Below are 16,423 nucleotides of genomic sequence, written 5' to 3' on the forward strand. Positions count from 1 at the left end.
GGGGATGACGGCCGACGACACCGGCGCCCCGGTCCCCGTCCGCGGCCGGGTGCGCCGGGTCGTGTCGCTCGTCCCCTCGCTCACCGAGGCCGTCGCCGTGACCGCGCCGGGCCTGCTCGCCGGGGCGACCGACTGGTGCACCCACCCCGCGGGACTGGATGTCGCCCGGGTCCGCGGCACCAAGAACCCCGACCTCGGCCGCGTCGCCGCCCTCGAACCCGACCTCGTGATCGGCAACACCGAGGAGAATCGCGCGCCCGACGTCGAGGCGCTGCGCGCCGCCGGGATCCCGGTGTGGATGACCGAGATCCGCACCGTCGAGGAGGCGCTGGCGTCCCTGCGCCGGATGCTCGTCGAGGGCTGCCGCGTCCCCGCCCCGGCCTGGCTCGCCGACGCCGCCCGCGCCTGGCGGGAGACCGCGCCCTCCGCGCACCGCGCCGCCGTCGTCCCGATCTGGCGGCGCCCCTGGATGGTCGTCGGCCACGGCACCTTCACCGGCGACGTCCTGGCGCGCCTCGGCGTCGGCAACCTCTACGGCGGGCACGCCGAGCGGTACCCCAAGATCCCGCTGGACGAGCTGACGGCGGCGGGCGCCGACCTGGTCGTCCTGCCCGACGAGCCGTACCGCTTCACCGCCGACGACGGCCCCGAGGCGTTCCCCGGCACCGACGCGGCGCTGGTCAGCGGCCGGTACCTCACCTGGTACGGGCCGTCCCTGGTGGAGGCGCCCCGCGTGCTCGCCGAGCAGCTCGCCGCCGCCGCACCGCACCGGCCATGACACCGCGGACGGCGCACCAGCCGTGACCCCCGGACCCCGGCGACGACCACCGCGGACGGCAGCGCGGCGCCGCTGAGCGCGCCGCGCCGGGGCTCAGACGCCGAGCTGCTTGGCGATGATGGTCTTGAGGACCTCGCTGGTGCCGCCGTAGATCCGGGTGACGCGGGCGTCGGTGTACAGGCGGGCGATCGGGTACTCCAGGATGTAGCCGTAGCCGCCGTGGAGCTGGAGGCACTTGTCGACGACGCGGGCCTGCACCTCGGTGCAGAACAGCTTGGTCTTGGCCGCGTCGGCGGGCGTCAGCTCGCCGAGGTCGTGCGCCTCCATCGCGCGGTCGGCCATCGAGCGGGCGGCCTCCACCTCGGTGTCGCACTCGGCGAGCACGAACTTGGTGTTCTGGAACGAGGCGACGCTCTTGCCGAAGACCGTGCGGTCCTTGACGTAGGCGGTGGCGAACTCCACCGCGGCGGCGGCCGAGGCGTAGGACTGGACGGCGATCGCGAGCCGCTCCTCGGCCAGGTTGTGCGCCAGGTACTCGAACCCGCGGCCCTCCTCGCCGAGCAGGTCCTCCACCGGCACCCGCACGTCGGTGAACGACAGCTCGGCGGTGTCGGAGGTGCGCAGCCCGATCTTCTGGAGCTTGCGGCCGACCTGGTAGCCCTCGCTCTTGGTGTCGACGCAGAGGATCGACAGCCCGGCGCGGCGGTTCTCCGGCGTCGCGGGGGACGTGCGGGCGACCACCAGCACCATGTCGGCGAGCACGCCGCCGGTGATGAAGGTCTTGGCCCCGTTCAGGACGTAGTGGTCGCCGTCCAGCTTCGCGGTGGTCTGCATCCCGGCGAGGTCGGAGCCGGTGCCGGGCTCGGTCATCGCGATCGCGGTCATCATGTCGCCGGACATGAAGGGCGGCAGCCACCGCTTCTTCTGCTCCTCGCTGCCGTACTGGAGCAGGTAGGGCAGGACGAGGTTCACGTGCACGGTGGTGGAGCCGAAGTTCACCGCGGCGCGGGCGGTCTCCTCGGAGATCACCGCGGCGTACTTGAAGCTGTCCTCGCCCGCCCCGCCGTACTCCTCAGGCACGGTGATGCCGAAGACGCCCAGCTCGCCGAGCTTGTTGTAGAAGTCCCGGGGCGGGTGGCCGGCCTCCTCCCAGTCGGGGAAGACGGGCACGACCTCGGCCGCGATGAAGTCGCGGATCGTCGCTCGGAACGCCTCATGGTCCTCGTTGAACACGGTACGGCGCACGGCCTGCCCCTCTCCCACACGATCAGCCGGACGGCTGACGGAACGTCACAGCATCTTCGAATCTGATTCTAGAACCATCGGCGGGCCGGGCGGTGCGGCGGGAGATCGGTGGCGGGGAGCGGGCCGCCCGCCTGGGCCCACGCGTTCCCCATACCCGAACATGATGATCTGCACCGGGCGGTTCGGGTCGTCCCCCTGCGCGGCGGGTCCGGTTCCCAGCCGGGCCGGGCCTCGCCCGACGGCGGCGACGGCCGTTTTGGTGCCTGGCCGGAGCAGGCCAGAGTTGGGCCTTGCGTTCTATGCCCGGTACGACGATCCGTGCCGCGCGCTTTCAAAAGGGGGCAACGGGGAGTTCGCCGGAAGATCCCGGACATGAAAAGCGGCGCCGGGTGGATACGGGGGCAATCCACCCGGCGCCGCATCATCGGTGTTCCGACGGGGGCCCGGAACACCGGCACGGGCGCTCCGACGGGGGATCAGAGCGCCGGTACAAATCGTACACCGAAACCCCCCGCTGTTAGTCAAGAGAATGTCACGACCCGATTTCCGGCCGCTGTCCGGAAACGGGCTTGTGTTGCGGCCCGCCGGCGTCCTGGAAGCGCGCCCGCGCCTGCGGTTCGCGCCCCCCGTTCGCCACGACCACGGCGATGTAGGGCAGGAACAGCGCGCCCAGCACCAGGACTCCGACCGCCCAGAACGGGGCGCCCGCCATGCCGCTCACAACCGCGCCGACGAAACAGCCCGTGCGGATGGCCATGGACATCAGATAGCGCCGCTGCCGGTGCCCGATGTCCTCGGAGATCGGGCGGGGCGCGTCGGTGACCGTGTAGACCTCGGGCCCCCGATGTGGATTGACCTTCACGTTTCCACGGTAAGCCCATGGAGTCCGGCACGCGACACCAGGTTGGGCAACGACTGGGGAAGGAGTGACATGACCGATCGCACGTACCGGGTGACCGAGATCGTGGGGACCTCTCCCGACTCGATGGAGGAGGCCGTCCGCAACGGGGTCCGGCGCGCCTCGCGCACCCTCAGGCACCTGGACTGGTTCGAGATCACCCAGGTCCGCGGCCAGATCGCCGACGGGGAGGTGGCGCACTTCCAGGTGGGGATGAAGGTCGGCTTCCGCCTGGAGGACGACTGAGCGCCCCGCGGAGCCCAGGACGCGGGCCCGGGGACCCGCGGGCCGCCCGAGGGCGGTCCCGCGGCCCCGGCCCGCCTCAGGACGCCTTCGAGACCGTCGACATGTTGAAGTCGGCCACCCGCAGCGCCGGCATCGCCGCCCGGGTGAAGTAGTCCGACCACTCGCGCGGCAGGGTCGGCCCGGTCGCGCCGACCTCGGTGAGCCGCGACAGCAGGTCCACCGGGCTCTCGTTGAACCGGAAGTTGTTGACCGCCCCCACCACCTCGCCGTCCTCGACGAGGTAGACCCCGTCGCGGGTGAGGCCGGTGAGCAGCAGCCGCTGCGAGTCGACCTCCCGGATGTACCACAGGCAGGTCAGCAGCAGCCCGCGCCCGGTGCGCGCGACCATGTCGTCCAGCGTGGCGCCGCCTCCCGGCCCGGTCATCGAGAGGTTGTCGACCGCCGGGGTGAGCGGCAGCCCGGTGCGCCCCGCCGAATGCCGCGTCTGGGCGAGCGAGGTGAGGGTGCCGCCGGAGATCCAGTCGGTGGCGCCCAGGCCGACGCCGTTGTCGAACACCGACGACTCGCGGCTGGACGAGTGCGCCACCACGAACGGCGCGCACTCCAGCCCCGCCGCGCGCGGGTCGCTGGTCAGCGACACCGGCAGGCTCGCCAGCTTCTCCCCGACCCGGGTGCCGCCGCCCGGCGCGCTGAACACCGTCCGGCCGTCCTGGGCGTCCTGCGCCCCCGCCGACCAGTACAGGTAGATCATCAGGTCGGCGACCGCGCTCGGCGGCAGCAGCGTCTCGTACCGCCCGGCGGGCAGGTCGATCCGGCGCTCGCCCCAGTCGAGCCGCCGCGCCAGGCCCGCGGTGAGCCCCGGCACGTCCACGTCGGTGAAGTCGCGGGTGCCGACCCCCGTCCACGCCGACCCGCCCGACCCCTTGGCGTTCAGCTCCAGCAGCCCGGTCGGCTGGTCGTGGCGCAGCCGCAGCCCCGCCGAGTTGCCCATGAACGTCGAGGTCAGCGTGTGGTTGGCGAACCCGTACAGCCGGTCGCCGCGCGCCTCGGCCGCGCCGAACGCCGCGCCGAGCGCCGGCGCGAGCTCGCCGAACACCCCGATGCCCGTCTCGCCCGGCGGATCGTCCCACCCCCGCTCCCCCGACCCGTCGCCCGCGACCAGCGGCGCCGCGTCCTCGGACGCCCCGTTGCCCGCCGCGTCGGCCTCGGCGGCCCGGACCAGCTCCTCGATCCCGTCCGCGCCCACGGCCGCCCGCGACACCACCCCCGCCGCGACGCCCCCGCCGGTCTCCCGCAGCGCGATCACGGTCAGCCGGTTCGACCGCGTGACCCCGTTGGTGGTCAGCGTGTTCCCCGCCCACCGCAGATTGGCGCCCCCCGACTCCTCGGCGATGACGATGCAGTCGTCCGCCCGCGACAGCCCCAGCGCCCGCTCCACCGCCTCCTGCGGCTTGATCACGCTCACAGTGCTCCCCGCTCACCTGCGGCGCGCTTTTCCGCACGCGCTTCCCTCGTCACGTGCTCGCTCCTTCGTCGCTGCGCGCGTTCCTCGGTCCAGCGCGCGCGGCGCGCCTCAGGCTCGCTCTGTGCTCCCCGCTCACCTGCGGCGCGCTTTTCCGCACGCGCTTCCCTCGTCACGTGCTCGCTCCTTCGTCGCTGCGCGCGTTCGTCGGTCCAGCGCGCGCGGCGCGCCTTGGCCACGCTCACTGGCCGGCCTCCTTCAGGGCGTTGAGGATGTTGACCCCGCGGAACAGCGCGGAGGGGCAGCCGTGGCTGACCGGGGCGACCTGGCCCGGCTGGCCCTTGCCGCAGTTGAACGCGCCGCCCAGGACGTAGGTCTGCGGGCCGCCGACCGCCTCCATGGAGTTCCAGAAGTCGGTGGTGGTCGCCTGGTAGGCGACGTCGCGGAGCTGGCCGGCCAGGCGGCCGTTCTCGATCCGGTAGAAGCGCTGCCCGGTGAACTGGAAGTTGTACCGCTGCATGTCGATCGACCAGCTCTTGTCGCCCACGACGTAGATGCCGCGGTCGATCCCGGCGATCAGCTCATCGGTGCCCGGCCCGTCCGGGTCGGGCCGGAGCGACACGTTCGCCATCCGCTGGATCGGCATGCTCGCCGACGAGTCGGCGAACGCGCAGCCGTTGGAGCGCTCGGCGCCGGTGAGGCGGGCGATGCGGCGGTCGGTCTGGTAGCCGGTGAACAGGCCGCCCGAGACGATGTCGAACGACTGGGCCCGCACGCCCTCGTCGTCGTAGCCGATGGTGGCAAGCCCGTGCTCGGCGGTGCGGTCGCCGGTGATGTTCATGACCGGCGACCCGTACCGGAGGTTCCCGAGCTTGTCGGGGGTGGCGAACGAGGTGCCCGCGTAGGCGGCCTCGTACCCGAGCGCCCGGTCGAGCTCGGTGGCGTGCCCGATCGACTCGTGGATGGTCAGCCACAGGTTGGACGGGTCGACGACCAGGTCGTACACGCCGGCGTCGACCGACGGCGCGGCCAGCTTCTCGGCGAGCAGGCCGGGGATGCGGGCGAGCTCGCCGTCCCAGTCCCAGTGCGCGCCGGTCAGCCACTCGAAGCCCCGCCCGGCCGGCGGGGCGAGGGTCCGCATGGTGTCGACGACGCCGTCGCCGATGCCGACGGCGTTGACCACCGGATGCAGGCGGACCCGCTGCTGGGTGGTGACGTTGCCGGCCAGGTCGGCGAAGAACTTGTTCTCCTTGACCTGGAGCAGGGTGGCGTCGACGTGGTCGACATGGGCGTCGCCGAGCAGCCGGCGGCTCCAGTCGGCCAGCAGCGCGACCTTGTCGGTCGTCGGCACCTCGAACGGGTCGGTCTCGTACGACGAGACCCAGGTCCGCTCGCCGTGCACGGGTTCCGGGGCCAGCTGAATGGGCTCGCGGTTGACGGGGGAGGCGACCGCGGCGACCTCGACGGCCTGCGCGGCCACCCGGGCGGCGCCGTCCGGGGTGAGGTCGATGCCGGCGGCGAAGCCCCAGGTGCCGTCCTTGACGACCCGGACCGACAGGCCCAAGTCGTCGGCGTCCAGGGCGGTCTCCAGGGCGGCGTCCTGTAGTCGGAGGGTCTGGCTCCGGATGCGCTCCAGGCGGAAGTCGGCGTGCTCGGCGCCCAGCTCCCGGGCCCGGCTCAGCGCCGCGTCGGCCAGCGCGCGCAGCGGCAGCGCGGTGAAGGCGGGATCGATGTCATGCACTCTCCGCAACCTACTCCGTCCGCCCCGGAGGCGCTCCGAACAAAGCGAGGAGAGGGGATCTTGTCGGTTCGGTACATCTCCATACCGCCGGGGGACCGATAATCTCGGTCGCTGTTGTGATGGAACGACACACCGCAGCTCAGCTGGGGGAACCCCCGGCGGACACAGCTAATGGAGGGGTACGACACATGAGTCGCTCTGTCCTCGTGACCGGCGGTAACCGGGGCATCGGTCTGGCCATCGCCCGCGAGCTGGCCGCCGCCGGCGACGCGGTGGCCGTGACCTACCGCTCCGGCGAGCCCCCCGCGGGCCTGTTCGGGGTGCGCTGCGACGTGACCAGCATGGAGGACGTCGACGCGGCGTTCGCCAAGGTCGAGGCGGAGCAGGGCCCCGTCGAGGTCGTGGTGGCCAACGCCGGGATCACCAAGGACACGCTCCTGGCGATCATGAGCGAGGACACCTTCACCTCCGTGCTCGACACCAACCTGACCGGCGCGTTCCGCGTCGCCAAGCGCGGCGTGAAGGGCATGATGCGCAAGCGCAGCGGACGCATCGTGCTGGTCTCGTCGGTGGTCGGGCTGCTCGGCTCGCCGGGCCAGGCGAACTACGCCGCGTCCAAGGCGGGCATGGTCGGCCTGGCCCGGTCGCTGGCCCGCGAGCTCGGGTCGCGCAACATCACCGTCAACGTGGTCGCTCCCGGGTTCGTCGACACCGACATGACCCAGGCGCTGACCGAGGAGCAGCAGAAGGGGATCACCGCCGCGATCCCGCTCGGCCGGATGGCGCAGCCGGAGGAGGTCGCCAAGGCGGTGGCCTTCGTAGCGGGAGTGGACGCGGGCTACATCACCGGGGCCGTGATCCCCGTCGACGGCGGACTCGGAATGGGGCACTGAACGACATGGGAATCCTCGAAGGCAAGCGCATCCTGGTCACCGGTGTCCTCACCGACGCCTCCATCGGCTTCCACGTCGCGCGGGTCGCGCAGGAGCAGGGCGCCGAGGTGGTCCTCACCGCGTTCCCGCGGCCGACGCTGACGCAGCGGACCGCCAAGCGGCTGCCGTCCGGCCCCGACTCCCCGCCCCCGGTCGTCGAGCTGGACGTGACCGACGCCGAGCAGCTCGCCGGGCTGGAGGGCGCGCTGCGCGGGCACGGCATCGACCGGCTCGACGGCGTCATGCACGCCATCGCGTTCGCGCCGCAGACCGCGCTCGGCGGCAACTTCCTGGAGACCGAGTGGGAGGACGTGGCGACCGCCGTGCACGCCTCGGCGTTCTCGCTCAAGTCGCTGACCATGGCCTGCCTGCCGCTGATGACGGAGGGCGGGTCGGTGGTCGGGCTCGACTTCGACGCGTCCAAGGCGTGGCCGGTGTACGACTGGATGGGCGTGGCCAAGGCCGGCCTGGAGTCGTGCTCGCGCTACCTGGCCAAGTACCTCGGCCCGAAGGGCATCCGGGTCAACCTGGTCGCCGCGGGCCCGCTCGCCACGATGGCCGCCAAGAGCATCCCCGGGTTCGAGGGGATGACCGAGCTGTGGCCGCAGGTGGCCCCGCTCGGCTGGGACATCAAGGACAGCGAGCCGACCGCGCGGGCGTGCGCGGCGCTGCTGTCGGACTGGTTCCCCGCGACGACGGGCGAGATCGTCCACGTGGACGGCGGGCTGCACGCCGTCGGCGCCGGGTCCGCCGAGACGGCCGGGTAGCGGACGCCAGGCAGGCAGGCGGGCAGCGCGCGGCGCGGCTCACGGCGAGGCCCCTCCCCACAGCTTCCGGGGGAGGGGCCTCGCCGTTGCCGTGCGGTCAGAACACGCGGCGCCGGCGGCGTCCGATCACGCTGAGGTTGAGCGCGCCCACGGCGCCCGCCGCGCCCGCGGCGGCGGCGACCCACACCGTACGGTCGTCGTCGCGCGGGGAGGCCGCCACGGCCGAGATGAGGCGCGCCTGCGGCACGGTGCCGCCGGCGCCCGTTCCGGCCGGGGGCGGGTAGCCGCGCGGGGCGGCCGCGACCTCGGGCGTCGGCAGGACGCCGGGCAGCCCGGAGCCGGCCTCGGGGGCCGTGCCGGGGGAGTAGGGCCGCAGCCCGCTCGGGGCGCTCTGCGCGCTGGCCCCGCCGCCGGACGGCACGCCCCCGGACGGCGTGGACGGGCGGGACGGCGTGCGCGCCGGGGTGCGCTTCTTGACCTTCTTGCCCACCGAGGTGCTCTTCGGCTTCCCGGCGGGCGACTTCTGCGGGGACTTCTGCGGGGGCTTCGGGGTGAGGCTCTCGCGCATGTTGCCGAGCTGGCACTTCCAGTTCTCGATCGTGCTGGCGGGGTCGGTGCCCTTCTTGCACGGCTTCTGCCCGCTCGTGCCCGCCGTACCCGCGGACGCCGCCGGAGCGCCGAGGAACAGCAGCACCAGGGCGCCCGCCGAGACCGTCGTCGCCGAGCCGAGCCGCCTGAAGCGTCGTCGCTGGGGCATGTCACTCCTCAAATGCCGGATGCAGTTGTCGACATGCCGTCCAGCGATCTTGGGACGGCATGGTCACGGTCACGCTCGCGCCCTCGGCATCGATCGTGCCTCACGCGGCGTCACGGGTAAACATCGGCACCGGGATTTCTCACGGCACCACCAGCCTCGCCAGCCTGGTGCGGCGCGCGGGGGCGCCCGTCTCCCGCACGGCGCGGGCGAGCGCGGGACCGGCCGCCTGCACCACCGACAGGTGCCGGCGCGCCATCCCGAACGCGGCCGAGACGGCCGGCCGCGACAGCGCGGCGCCCGCGCCGTCCTCGGACATGACCGCCACCACCGCGGCCGGCCGGGTGCCCCGCCCCAGCCACACCGGGACGGCCCAGCCGTGCCGCAGCCCGGACGCGTCGGAGGCCGCCACGGTGACCGGCCCGCCGGCGAACTCGATCTCCAGGCCGTCCGGGCCCGCGCCGGTGACGACGCCGATCTCGCCCGCCGCGGCCTGCCGGAGCGGCGCGGCGACGACCACCCGGTCGCCCGGGTCCAGCCCGCCGTACGCGCCGGGGCCCGGGTTCAGCCGCGCCTTGAGCGCGGCGTTGAGCGCCGTGGCGCCCGCCTCGCCGCCGGCCGCCGGGGCCACCACCTGGATCTCCTCCAGGGGGACGCCGAGGGCCCGGGGGATCGAGTCGGTCACCAGCTGCACGGCCCGGTGCACCGCCTCCCCGGCGCTCGCGGCGGGGACGATCACGACCTCCTTGCCCGGAGCCTCGACGGCGACGAGGTCGCCCGCGCGCACCGCGGCCGTCAGCGTGCCGAGGGGGCCGCCGGACGGCGCGGCGTCCAGCTCGATGACCGGGACCGTCTCGGAGTCCTCCAGGTCGCCGAGGGGGCGGCCGGGACCGGCGGGCGGCAGCGCGCCGGGCTCGCCGCCCAGCATCAGGTGGGTGCCGTCGGCGCAGGCCTCCACCAGCACCGCGCACAGCTCCACGTCGAGCCCGGCGGCGTCCGGAAGCACCACCAGGTCGAGCTCGAACGGACGCTGCTCGCCCCGCCCGAACACGATCGTGCCCGGCGCCGCCGAGGGATCGTCCTGCGGCTCCAGCAGCCGGTGCAGCGAGGTCACCACGACGCCCGCGTCCGCGCCCGCAGTGCCTCGGTCCGCTGCGCCCTCATCCGTTGCGCTCGCGTCCGCTGCGCTCGCGTCCGCTGCGCTCGCGTCCGTTGCGCTCGCGTCCGGGGCGCCGTCGCCGTCCCCGCCGCGCCCCGCCGCGCTCACCTGGGCGGCGAGGACGGCGGCGGCACGCTCGGTCGGGGCGACGACGGCGGCGCGGAGCCCCGCGCCGGCCGCGGCCTCCGCGATGTGCACGGCGGTGCGCTCCACGTCGCCGGGCGCGCCGCGCAGGACGCTCACCCCGGTGCGCAGCGCGGCCGTCAGGGCCAGCGAGCGGTCCTCGGACAGCCCGGCCCGCAGCTCCTTGACCGCCGCGTCGTCCAGCAGCGGCGCCGCGGTGAACGTCAGCCGCTGGAACCCCTCGGCCGCGGCCTCCTCGGCCAGCGCCCACCGGGCCAGGCCGAGCGTCTCCTCGGGCTCGGGCGGCTCGGCGTCCTCGTCCTCGTCGAAGCCGGCCTCGTCGAAGGAGGGCTCCTCGGTGAGCGCCAGCGCCTCGCCCTCGTTCAGCGCGTCCTCGACGGCCCGGCGCGGGTCGGCCGCCCGGATGCGCTCGAGCGCGGCCACCACGTCGGCGGCCGGCGTCACGGTGTGCCCGTCGCGGGCGGCGCCGGTCAGGACGTGCAGCGCGAGCGCCCTGCCCCGGCGCGGGTCGTCCGGGCGGGCGTCCTCCCCCAGCAGCCGGCGGGCGAAGTGGTCGGCCTGCCGGGGCTGCACCCCGGGCACCTTCAGCAGCCGCCAGGGATCGGCGCGCAGCCGTCCGGCCGCGTCCGGGCCGAGCCGTGCCGCGGTGCGGGCGGTGAAGGACGCGGGCACGCCGGCCGAGGCGAGCAGCTCGCCGAGCCGGGCGGTCGCCGCCCCGGCTCGGGGGGCCGGCGGCGCGGGGGCGTCGGGCGCGTCGGTGGGGTCGGTCTGGGCGTCGTTTGAGTCGGTCACGTGCTTCCCGTACGGCTTGGTCAGGTCTGGCGGTGCGGACCGTCCTGAGCGTGCCATGGACGGCCGGGACGGTCACGGATGGGCGGAGGACATGTCGGAGACGTCGTCGAGCGCGGCCCTGATCTCGTTCGGCAGGGTGAGATCCTCGCTCTCCAGGGCCTGGACGAGCTGCGCCGCCGTCCGCGCGCCGACGATCGGCGCGGCGACGCCGGGACGGTCGCGGACCCAGCCGAGCGCCACGCTGAGCGGGGACACCCCGAGGCCCTCGGCGGCGGTCACCACCGACTCCACGATGCGCCCGCACTCCTCGTCGAGGTAGGGCTGGACGAACTCGGCGAAGTGCGGCGCGGCGGCGCGCGAACCGGCCGGGATGCCGGTGCGGTACTTGCCGGTGAGCACCCCGCGGCCGAGCGGCGACCACGGCAGCAGCCCGGCCCCGGCGTCCAGCACGGCCGGGACCACCTCGCGCTCGATGTCGCGGCGCAGCAGCGAGTACTCCAGCTGCGCGGACACCACCGGTGCGCGGCCCGGCCAGGCACGCTGCCAGGCCGCGGCCTTGGCGACCTGCCAGCCCGCGTAGTTGGACACCCCCACGTACCGGGTCCGGCCGGAGGCGATCGCCTCGTCCAGCGCCGACAGGGTCTCCTCCAGCGGCGTCGCCGGGTCGTAGACATGGAGCTGCCACAGGTCGACGTGCTCCAGGCCCAGCCGGTCGAGCGAGGCGTCCAGCGCGCCTAGCAGGTGCCGCCGGGAGGCGTCGTAGCGGCCGTTGGGACGGATCGCGGCCTTGGTCGCGACGACGAGGTCGTCCCGGTCCACCAGCTCGCGCAGCAGCGCGCCGAGGATCCGCTCGCTGTCGCCGTCGCTGTAGACGTCGGCGGTGTCGACCAGGGTGCCCCCGGCGTCCACGAACGCGGTCAGCTGCGCGGCGGCCTCGGCGGGCTCGGTGTCCTGTCCCCAGGTCATGGTGCCGAGGCCCAGCCGGGACACCATGAGCCCGCTCCGCCCGAGGTGACGCTCCTTCATGAGGGCTCACAGTAGCGTTCCGCGAGAGCGGACCCACCCGGCCCTCACGCCCCGCCCGCGTCCGAGGGCCGGACGCGGGCTCCGAAGGTGGCCGGGGGGTGAGCGACGGATGACGGTCGGCCGACACCCTCATGGAGCCCCGTGACGTCGCCGCAGGTCAAAGGGGTGCGCCTGCGGCCTCACCGGCACGCGGCCCGGACCGGAGCGTCCCGCCGGAGTTACTCTTCGTAGATCGCCGTGCGACGCCGCCCGGCCCGTCCGTGAGGGGACCTCCGCCTGTGAACGTCGTGGAAGCGGCCGTGCTCGGGGCCGTCCAGGGGCTCACCGAGTTCCTGCCCATCTCCAGCTCGGGCCACCTGCTCTTCGTGCCCAGGCTCCTCGGCTGGGACGACCCGGGGGCGCCGTTCAGCGCGGTCATCCAGCTCGGCACGATCGCGGCGGTGCTGCTCTACTTCTGGAGCGACCTGGTCCGGATCCTCACCACCTGGACCCGGAGCCTCTGGACCCCCGGGCTGCGGAGTCACCAGGACGCCCGGATGGGCTGGTACATCGGGCTCGGTACCGTCCCGGTCGCCGTCGTCGGGCTGGCCTCCAAGTCGTTCATCGAGGGCGCGGCCCGCAACCTGTGGCTCAACGCCACCACGCTGATCGTGATGGGCCTGCTGCTCATGGTCGCCGAGTGGGCCGGACGGAGGCAGCGCGGCGTCGCCGACCTGAACCTGCGGGACGGCCTGATCATCGGCGGGTTCCAGACGCTGGCGCTGATCCCCGGCTCCTCCCGGTCGGGTTCCACTCTGACCGGGGCGCTGTTCCTCGGCTACACGCGCGAGGCCGCGGCCCGCTACTCCTTCCTGCTCTCGGTCCCCGCCGTGGTGCTGTCGGGCGGGTTCGAGATGCGGCACGCGGCGGGCGGCGGGCTCCAGATCCTCCCCGCGGCGATCGCGACCCTGGTCTCGTTCGTCGTCGGGTACGCCTGCATCGCGTGGCTGCTCAGGTTCCTGACCAAGCACTCGACGATGGTCTTCGTCTACTACCGGGTGGCCCTCGGCGGCGTCCTGCTCGGCCTGCTCGCGGCCGGGGCGATCACCGCCTAGCCGCGGTGAATCAGGCTCCCGTGACAAGCGGTTCGATGTGAATCGCCCGGCGGGCGGGTTCGCCCTCACCTTCTATTGCGGGGGGTGGCCTGCGGGTTAGAGTTCGCAACCATGGCGCCAGAGAACTCTTCGATGCACCCGCCGAAGCCCACTGATGGCGACGGGCAGGGCGGGGAGCCGGTGCTCGGCGCGGCGAGCGCGAACGATCCCGGCTACCGGGCCTCCCTGACGTCGGGGACGGTCCTCGGCCAGATGCGCTCCATGGTGCTGGTGCTCGTGGTGGCGCCGGTGCTGATCCTGGCGATATCGCCGCTCATCGTGCGCGACAGCGGTGACCGGTTCGCCGCCGGGCCCCTGTGGGCCTACCTCCTGCTGCCCGTGGTCGCGGTGGCGACCACGCTGATCGCGATCCGGGTCCCGGGCCCGCTGCGGCCGGGTCCCGGGACGCCCGCCCCCGAGGTGGCGCGCGCGGCCCTGATGCAGTTCCGCCAGTCGTTGCTGCTGCGCTTCGCGCTGAGCGAGGCGGTCATCCTGGTCGGGTTGCTGCTGGCCCTGATCGAGCAGGACGAGCCGCTGTTCGTCCTCGGGTTCGTGCTCGGCTACCCGGCGCTGATCCGGCTGACGCTGCCCACGCGGGGAAACGTGGAGCGCATCCGGCGCCGGCTGGAGGCCAAGGGCGCCGAGTCCCACCTGTGGGCCGCACTGCTCGCCCCGGGCCCGCCGAAGAGATGAACGCCCCGTCCAGGGCCGCTCAGAGCCAGCCGCTCGCGCGGAGGCGGCGGAACAGGGCGGCGCAGACGATCGCGATGACGACCAGGACCAGCGGGTACCCGAGCGTCCAGTCCAGCTCGGGCATGTGCTTGAAGTTCATCCCGTAGATCCCGGCGAACGCGGTCGGCACCGCGATGATCGCCGCCCACGCCGAGATCTTCCGCATGTCCTCGTTCTGTACATCGGACATTCCCACCTTGGAGTGATAGCGCCGAACACTGCTTGACCTGCTCAAGTACCTCACGCACCATCACGTCGGATCATGCACATTCACGGGTCGATGTGCCCTCGATGTGCCCCGCGTGATGGTGCGTGAAGGTGGCCGGATGGTGACAGCAGCCCGCCTTGGTGAACGGGCCGTGGCGGCGGGCGGCCCGCGACGACAGGGCCGACCGACGGGGCGTCCGGTGGACGCTGCCTCCTGAGATGAGACGACGCCCCGCCCCTCACGTGTGATGAGGCGGCGGGGCGGTGTACGTCGGAGCTGGCTGCATCCGTCAGGCCGTCGGCCGTACAGGCAGCGGACGTACCAGGACGTCGAACGTCGGGGCGTCGTCCCACGCGGGCCGCAACTGGCTGACGCGGCGCCAACCCCACGACTCGTAGGCGCGGTAGGCGGTCTGGTTGTCGGCTTCGACGAGGAGCGTCGCGCGACGCTCCTGCCGTGTGCTCAGCAACGCGTCGTGCAGCGCATGGGCCACCCCGCGCCCCGTCCACCCCTGTCGGACCATGATCTCGCTAAGGGCGAAGGTGCGGGCGCCGTCCTCCTCCGCGAACCCGGGCTCGGGCTCCTCGGTGAGCCCGGTCCACCAGGCGGCGTTCGGGCCGAGCGGCCACCCCCACGTCTGCCCGACGGGCTCGCCCTGGTCGAAAGCGATGACCATGGTGAGGCCGCGCCCGGGGGGTGCGGTGTAGGCGTCGAAGCGGTGCATGAACTGCTCGGGCGAATCGAACGGATCACCTGAGTCGATCGCTGCGGCGTAGGCGTCCCGGTAGATCAGATCGACAGTGCCCCTGATGGCTCGGGCCCCGTCCGCGTCGTACTGCCGAAACTCAAGGTCGCTCATCCCGCGGACGCTACTCGGCAGACAGCGTCCGTGCCACCGCCTCGAACCGATCCCGAAAATCGTCATTCTGGTGAGTCAACGGGCGCAGGGTATTGAGTACGCGAACCGAGCTCACCGGCCCCTCCAGAGCATCCAGCGTCCGGTCCCCGGTCTCCAGAGCGTCGGCTCTCGCACCGGCCGCCAACTGCGTCTCAGCCAGTGCAGCCTGATAGAACGCGCGGTTGCGGGGAGGGAGATCCGGCGCGTCGGTCACCTGCGTGTACAGGGCCACCGCGCGGACCGGGTCGCCCAGGTCGGCGAACATTCGCGCCTCATGCCCCAGGATCTCGGCCGGTGTCACGAACCCGAACGCGACCGGGTCGTCCGGGTGGTCGCCGCGGTCGAGTTCGCGACGTGCGGCGGTGATGGAGCTCCGGGCGACGCCCTCGTCGCCGAGTAGTGCTGCGGCGGTGGCCGTCCGCATGTGGATCAGGGCGTGCAGCTTGGGCGAGGGTTCATGCTTGGCGGCCTGTTCAGCGATGCCCAGGGTCCGCATTGCCTCGCGGGCGGGGCCGCGCCGGACACTCAGTCGGGCCAGCGCCGTGGACTGCAATGCCATGGTCACGTACACGTGGGCGCGCAGCACGGCATCGTCCGTGCTGTCGGCGAGCAGCGCCGCCTCCTGCGATAGGCGCCTGGCAAGCGCCAGCTCTCCGGAGTCGAACGCCATGAAGCTGCCGCACACGCCCAGGCCCGCGCTTACGCCCAGCAGATCCGCACCGAGCCGTGGCGAGTAGTCACTCTCGTCTAGCATCGCCTTGGCCCGGCCGAAGAGGTTGACGGCCTGGCGCAGCAGCGCGCCGCCGCCGGCCGCCCAGTCGCGGGTCCACAACTCGTCCGCGCAGGAACGCAGATAGGTGATGTGGGCCTGGCCGACGCGGTCGGGGGTGCTGTAGCGGCCGGGCAGCAAGGCAGCCGCCGCCACAGCGGCGATGCTGCCGTTGAAAGTCCTACGGTCCAATGTCTCCGAACCTTCCGGGGCGGGAAGCCCCAAGCCGGCGTCAGCACTGCCGAGGAACAGAGGCGCGAGCGCCTCGCGCGGCATGTAGACGGCATCCGCCCAGACCAGTAGCTCGCGGACGTCGTACAAGGTGGCCCGCTCCCCGGACTCGATCCGGGTGACCTTCGTCTTGGTCCACCCAGGCACAAGGTCAGCCAGCTCCTGCTGGGTGAGGCCGGCGGCGGCGCGCAGTACCGCCAACACCGTGCCCAGGTTCAGGTCGGCGAGGGCCCTGCGCATCGGTCCGGAGTCCCACAGCCACACCGGCATCCGTGCTTCGGCATGCCGGCCCTGGCGCTGGCACGGCCCGCATAGTGCCGCGGCGTTGTAACGAGAGATCACAGTGACCCGGCATCCGGGGCACATCCTGCTCTCGGGCATCCAGCCCTCCGACTCACCTGCGATGTGCACTCGGTCACTTCACGTTAGAAGCCTGACGGCCTCGCGGCCACCTGCATTGGTGCCAATGTGGCACCAAGCGCGCGCTCGGCCTGGTGCCGTACTGGTG

16 protein-coding genes and 1 pseudogene are annotated in these 16,423 nt (G+C 73.2%); 6 read left to right on the plus strand and 11 right to left on the minus strand.

Annotated elements, in window-relative coordinates:
- Positions 1–4 precede the first annotated feature (4 nt).
- Complete coding sequence (locus OHA34_RS01860) at positions 5–778, plus strand: helical backbone metal receptor (RefSeq protein ID WP_329520477.1); 774 nt, start codon at positions 5–7, stop codon at positions 776–778.
- Between the two features lie 93 nt (positions 779–871).
- On the opposite strand, the gene OHA34_RS01865 is transcribed toward OHA34_RS01860, so the two are convergent.
- Both OHA34_RS01865 and OHA34_RS01870 read right to left on the minus strand, forming a co-directional pair.
- Entirely contained in the window at positions 872–2,023 is a 1,152-nt protein-coding gene (locus tag OHA34_RS01865) for an acyl-CoA dehydrogenase family protein (protein WP_285943642.1), read from the minus strand.
- Between the two features lie 532 nt (positions 2,024–2,555).
- A complete protein-coding gene (locus tag OHA34_RS01870) occupies positions 2,556–2,885 on the minus strand; it encodes a DUF3099 domain-containing protein (protein WP_285943641.1) in 330 nt (109 codons plus the stop codon).
- Positions 2,886–2,954: 69 nt separating this feature from the next.
- Between OHA34_RS01870 and OHA34_RS01875 the strand changes: the two genes are divergently transcribed.
- A complete protein-coding gene (locus tag OHA34_RS01875) occupies positions 2,955–3,167 on the plus strand; it encodes a dodecin (RefSeq protein WP_285943640.1) in 213 nt (70 codons plus the stop codon).
- Between the two features lie 76 nt (positions 3,168–3,243).
- On the opposite strand, the gene OHA34_RS01880 is transcribed toward OHA34_RS01875, so the two are convergent.
- From OHA34_RS01880 to OHA34_RS01890, 3 genes are read right to left on the minus strand one after another with little or no spacing between them, the layout of a single operon-like run.
- Entirely contained in the window at positions 3,244–4,623 is a 1,380-nt protein-coding gene (locus tag OHA34_RS01880) for a metallopeptidase TldD-related protein (protein ID WP_285943846.1), read from the minus strand.
- A 5-nt stretch (positions 4,624–4,628) separates the two neighbouring features.
- A complete protein-coding gene (locus tag OHA34_RS01885; RefSeq protein ID WP_329520478.1) occupies positions 4,629–4,874 on the minus strand; it encodes a hypothetical protein in 246 nt (81 codons plus the stop codon).
- Positions 4,871–6,370 (minus strand): TldD/PmbA family protein, encoded by a 1,500-nt coding sequence (locus tag OHA34_RS01890; protein ID WP_285943639.1) that lies wholly within the window; start codon positions 6,368–6,370, stop codon positions 4,871–4,873. The genes OHA34_RS01885 and OHA34_RS01890 overlap by 4 nt, the downstream gene beginning before the upstream one ends.
- Before the next feature lie 188 nt (positions 6,371–6,558).
- Here OHA34_RS01890 and OHA34_RS01895 point away from each other — a divergent pair, with 188 nt between their 5' ends.
- The gene (locus OHA34_RS01895; RefSeq protein WP_285943638.1) at positions 6,559–7,263 is read left to right on the plus strand and encodes a beta-ketoacyl-ACP reductase; all 705 of its coding nucleotides are present in this window, start codon (positions 6,559–6,561) and stop codon (positions 7,261–7,263) included.
- Between the two features lie 5 nt (positions 7,264–7,268).
- Entirely contained in the window at positions 7,269–8,069 is an 801-nt protein-coding gene (fabI, locus tag OHA34_RS01900; protein WP_285943637.1) for an enoyl-ACP reductase FabI, read from the plus strand.
- A gap of 97 nt (positions 8,070–8,166) precedes the next feature.
- Here fabI and OHA34_RS01905 read toward each other — a convergent pair whose 3' ends face one another.
- From OHA34_RS01905 to OHA34_RS01915, 3 genes are all read right to left on the minus strand, one after another.
- Positions 8,167–8,826: a hypothetical protein gene (locus OHA34_RS01905; RefSeq protein WP_329520479.1), complete on the minus strand. Its 660-nt coding sequence runs from the start codon at positions 8,824–8,826 to the stop codon at positions 8,167–8,169.
- A gap of 139 nt (positions 8,827–8,965) precedes the next feature.
- Positions 8,966–10,918: a helix-hairpin-helix domain-containing protein gene (locus OHA34_RS01910; protein ID WP_329520480.1), complete on the minus strand. Its 1,953-nt coding sequence runs from the start codon at positions 10,916–10,918 to the stop codon at positions 8,966–8,968.
- A gap of 72 nt (positions 10,919–10,990) precedes the next feature.
- Positions 10,991–11,944, minus strand: a complete 954-nt coding sequence (locus OHA34_RS01915; protein WP_285943634.1) for an aldo/keto reductase — start codon at positions 11,942–11,944, stop codon at positions 10,991–10,993.
- Between the two features lie 278 nt (positions 11,945–12,222).
- Between OHA34_RS01915 and OHA34_RS01920 the strand changes: the two genes are divergently transcribed.
- Positions 12,223–13,038 (plus strand): undecaprenyl-diphosphate phosphatase, encoded by an 816-nt coding sequence (locus OHA34_RS01920; RefSeq protein WP_285943633.1) that lies wholly within the window; start codon positions 12,223–12,225, stop codon positions 13,036–13,038.
- A 111-nt stretch (positions 13,039–13,149) separates the two neighbouring features.
- The gene (locus OHA34_RS01925; protein WP_285943632.1) at positions 13,150–13,770 is read left to right on the plus strand and encodes a hypothetical protein; all 621 of its coding nucleotides are present in this window, start codon (positions 13,150–13,152) and stop codon (positions 13,768–13,770) included.
- 19 nt (positions 13,771–13,789) lie between these two features.
- Here the strand turns inward: OHA34_RS01925 and OHA34_RS01930 are convergent.
- From OHA34_RS01930 to OHA34_RS01940, 3 genes and pseudogenes are all read right to left on the minus strand, one after another.
- Positions 13,790–13,987 (minus strand): annotated as a pseudogene (locus OHA34_RS01930) (CorA family divalent cation transporter); the annotation flags it as partial.
- 319 nt (positions 13,988–14,306) lie between these two features.
- Positions 14,307–14,876: a GNAT family N-acetyltransferase gene (locus OHA34_RS01935; protein WP_329520482.1), complete on the minus strand. Its 570-nt coding sequence runs from the start codon at positions 14,874–14,876 to the stop codon at positions 14,307–14,309.
- 10 nt (positions 14,877–14,886) lie between these two features.
- Positions 14,887–16,185, minus strand: coding sequence for a helix-turn-helix transcriptional regulator (locus tag OHA34_RS01940; RefSeq protein ID WP_329520483.1), 1,299 nt, complete (start codon positions 16,183–16,185; stop codon positions 14,887–14,889).
- Positions 16,186–16,423 lie beyond the last annotated feature (238 nt).

It is taken from the genome of Spirillospora sp. NBC_01491, from assembly GCF_036227065.1.
In the GTDB taxonomy this organism is placed as follows: Bacteria; Actinomycetota; Actinomycetes; order Streptosporangiales; family Streptosporangiaceae; genus Spirillospora; species Spirillospora xylanilytica.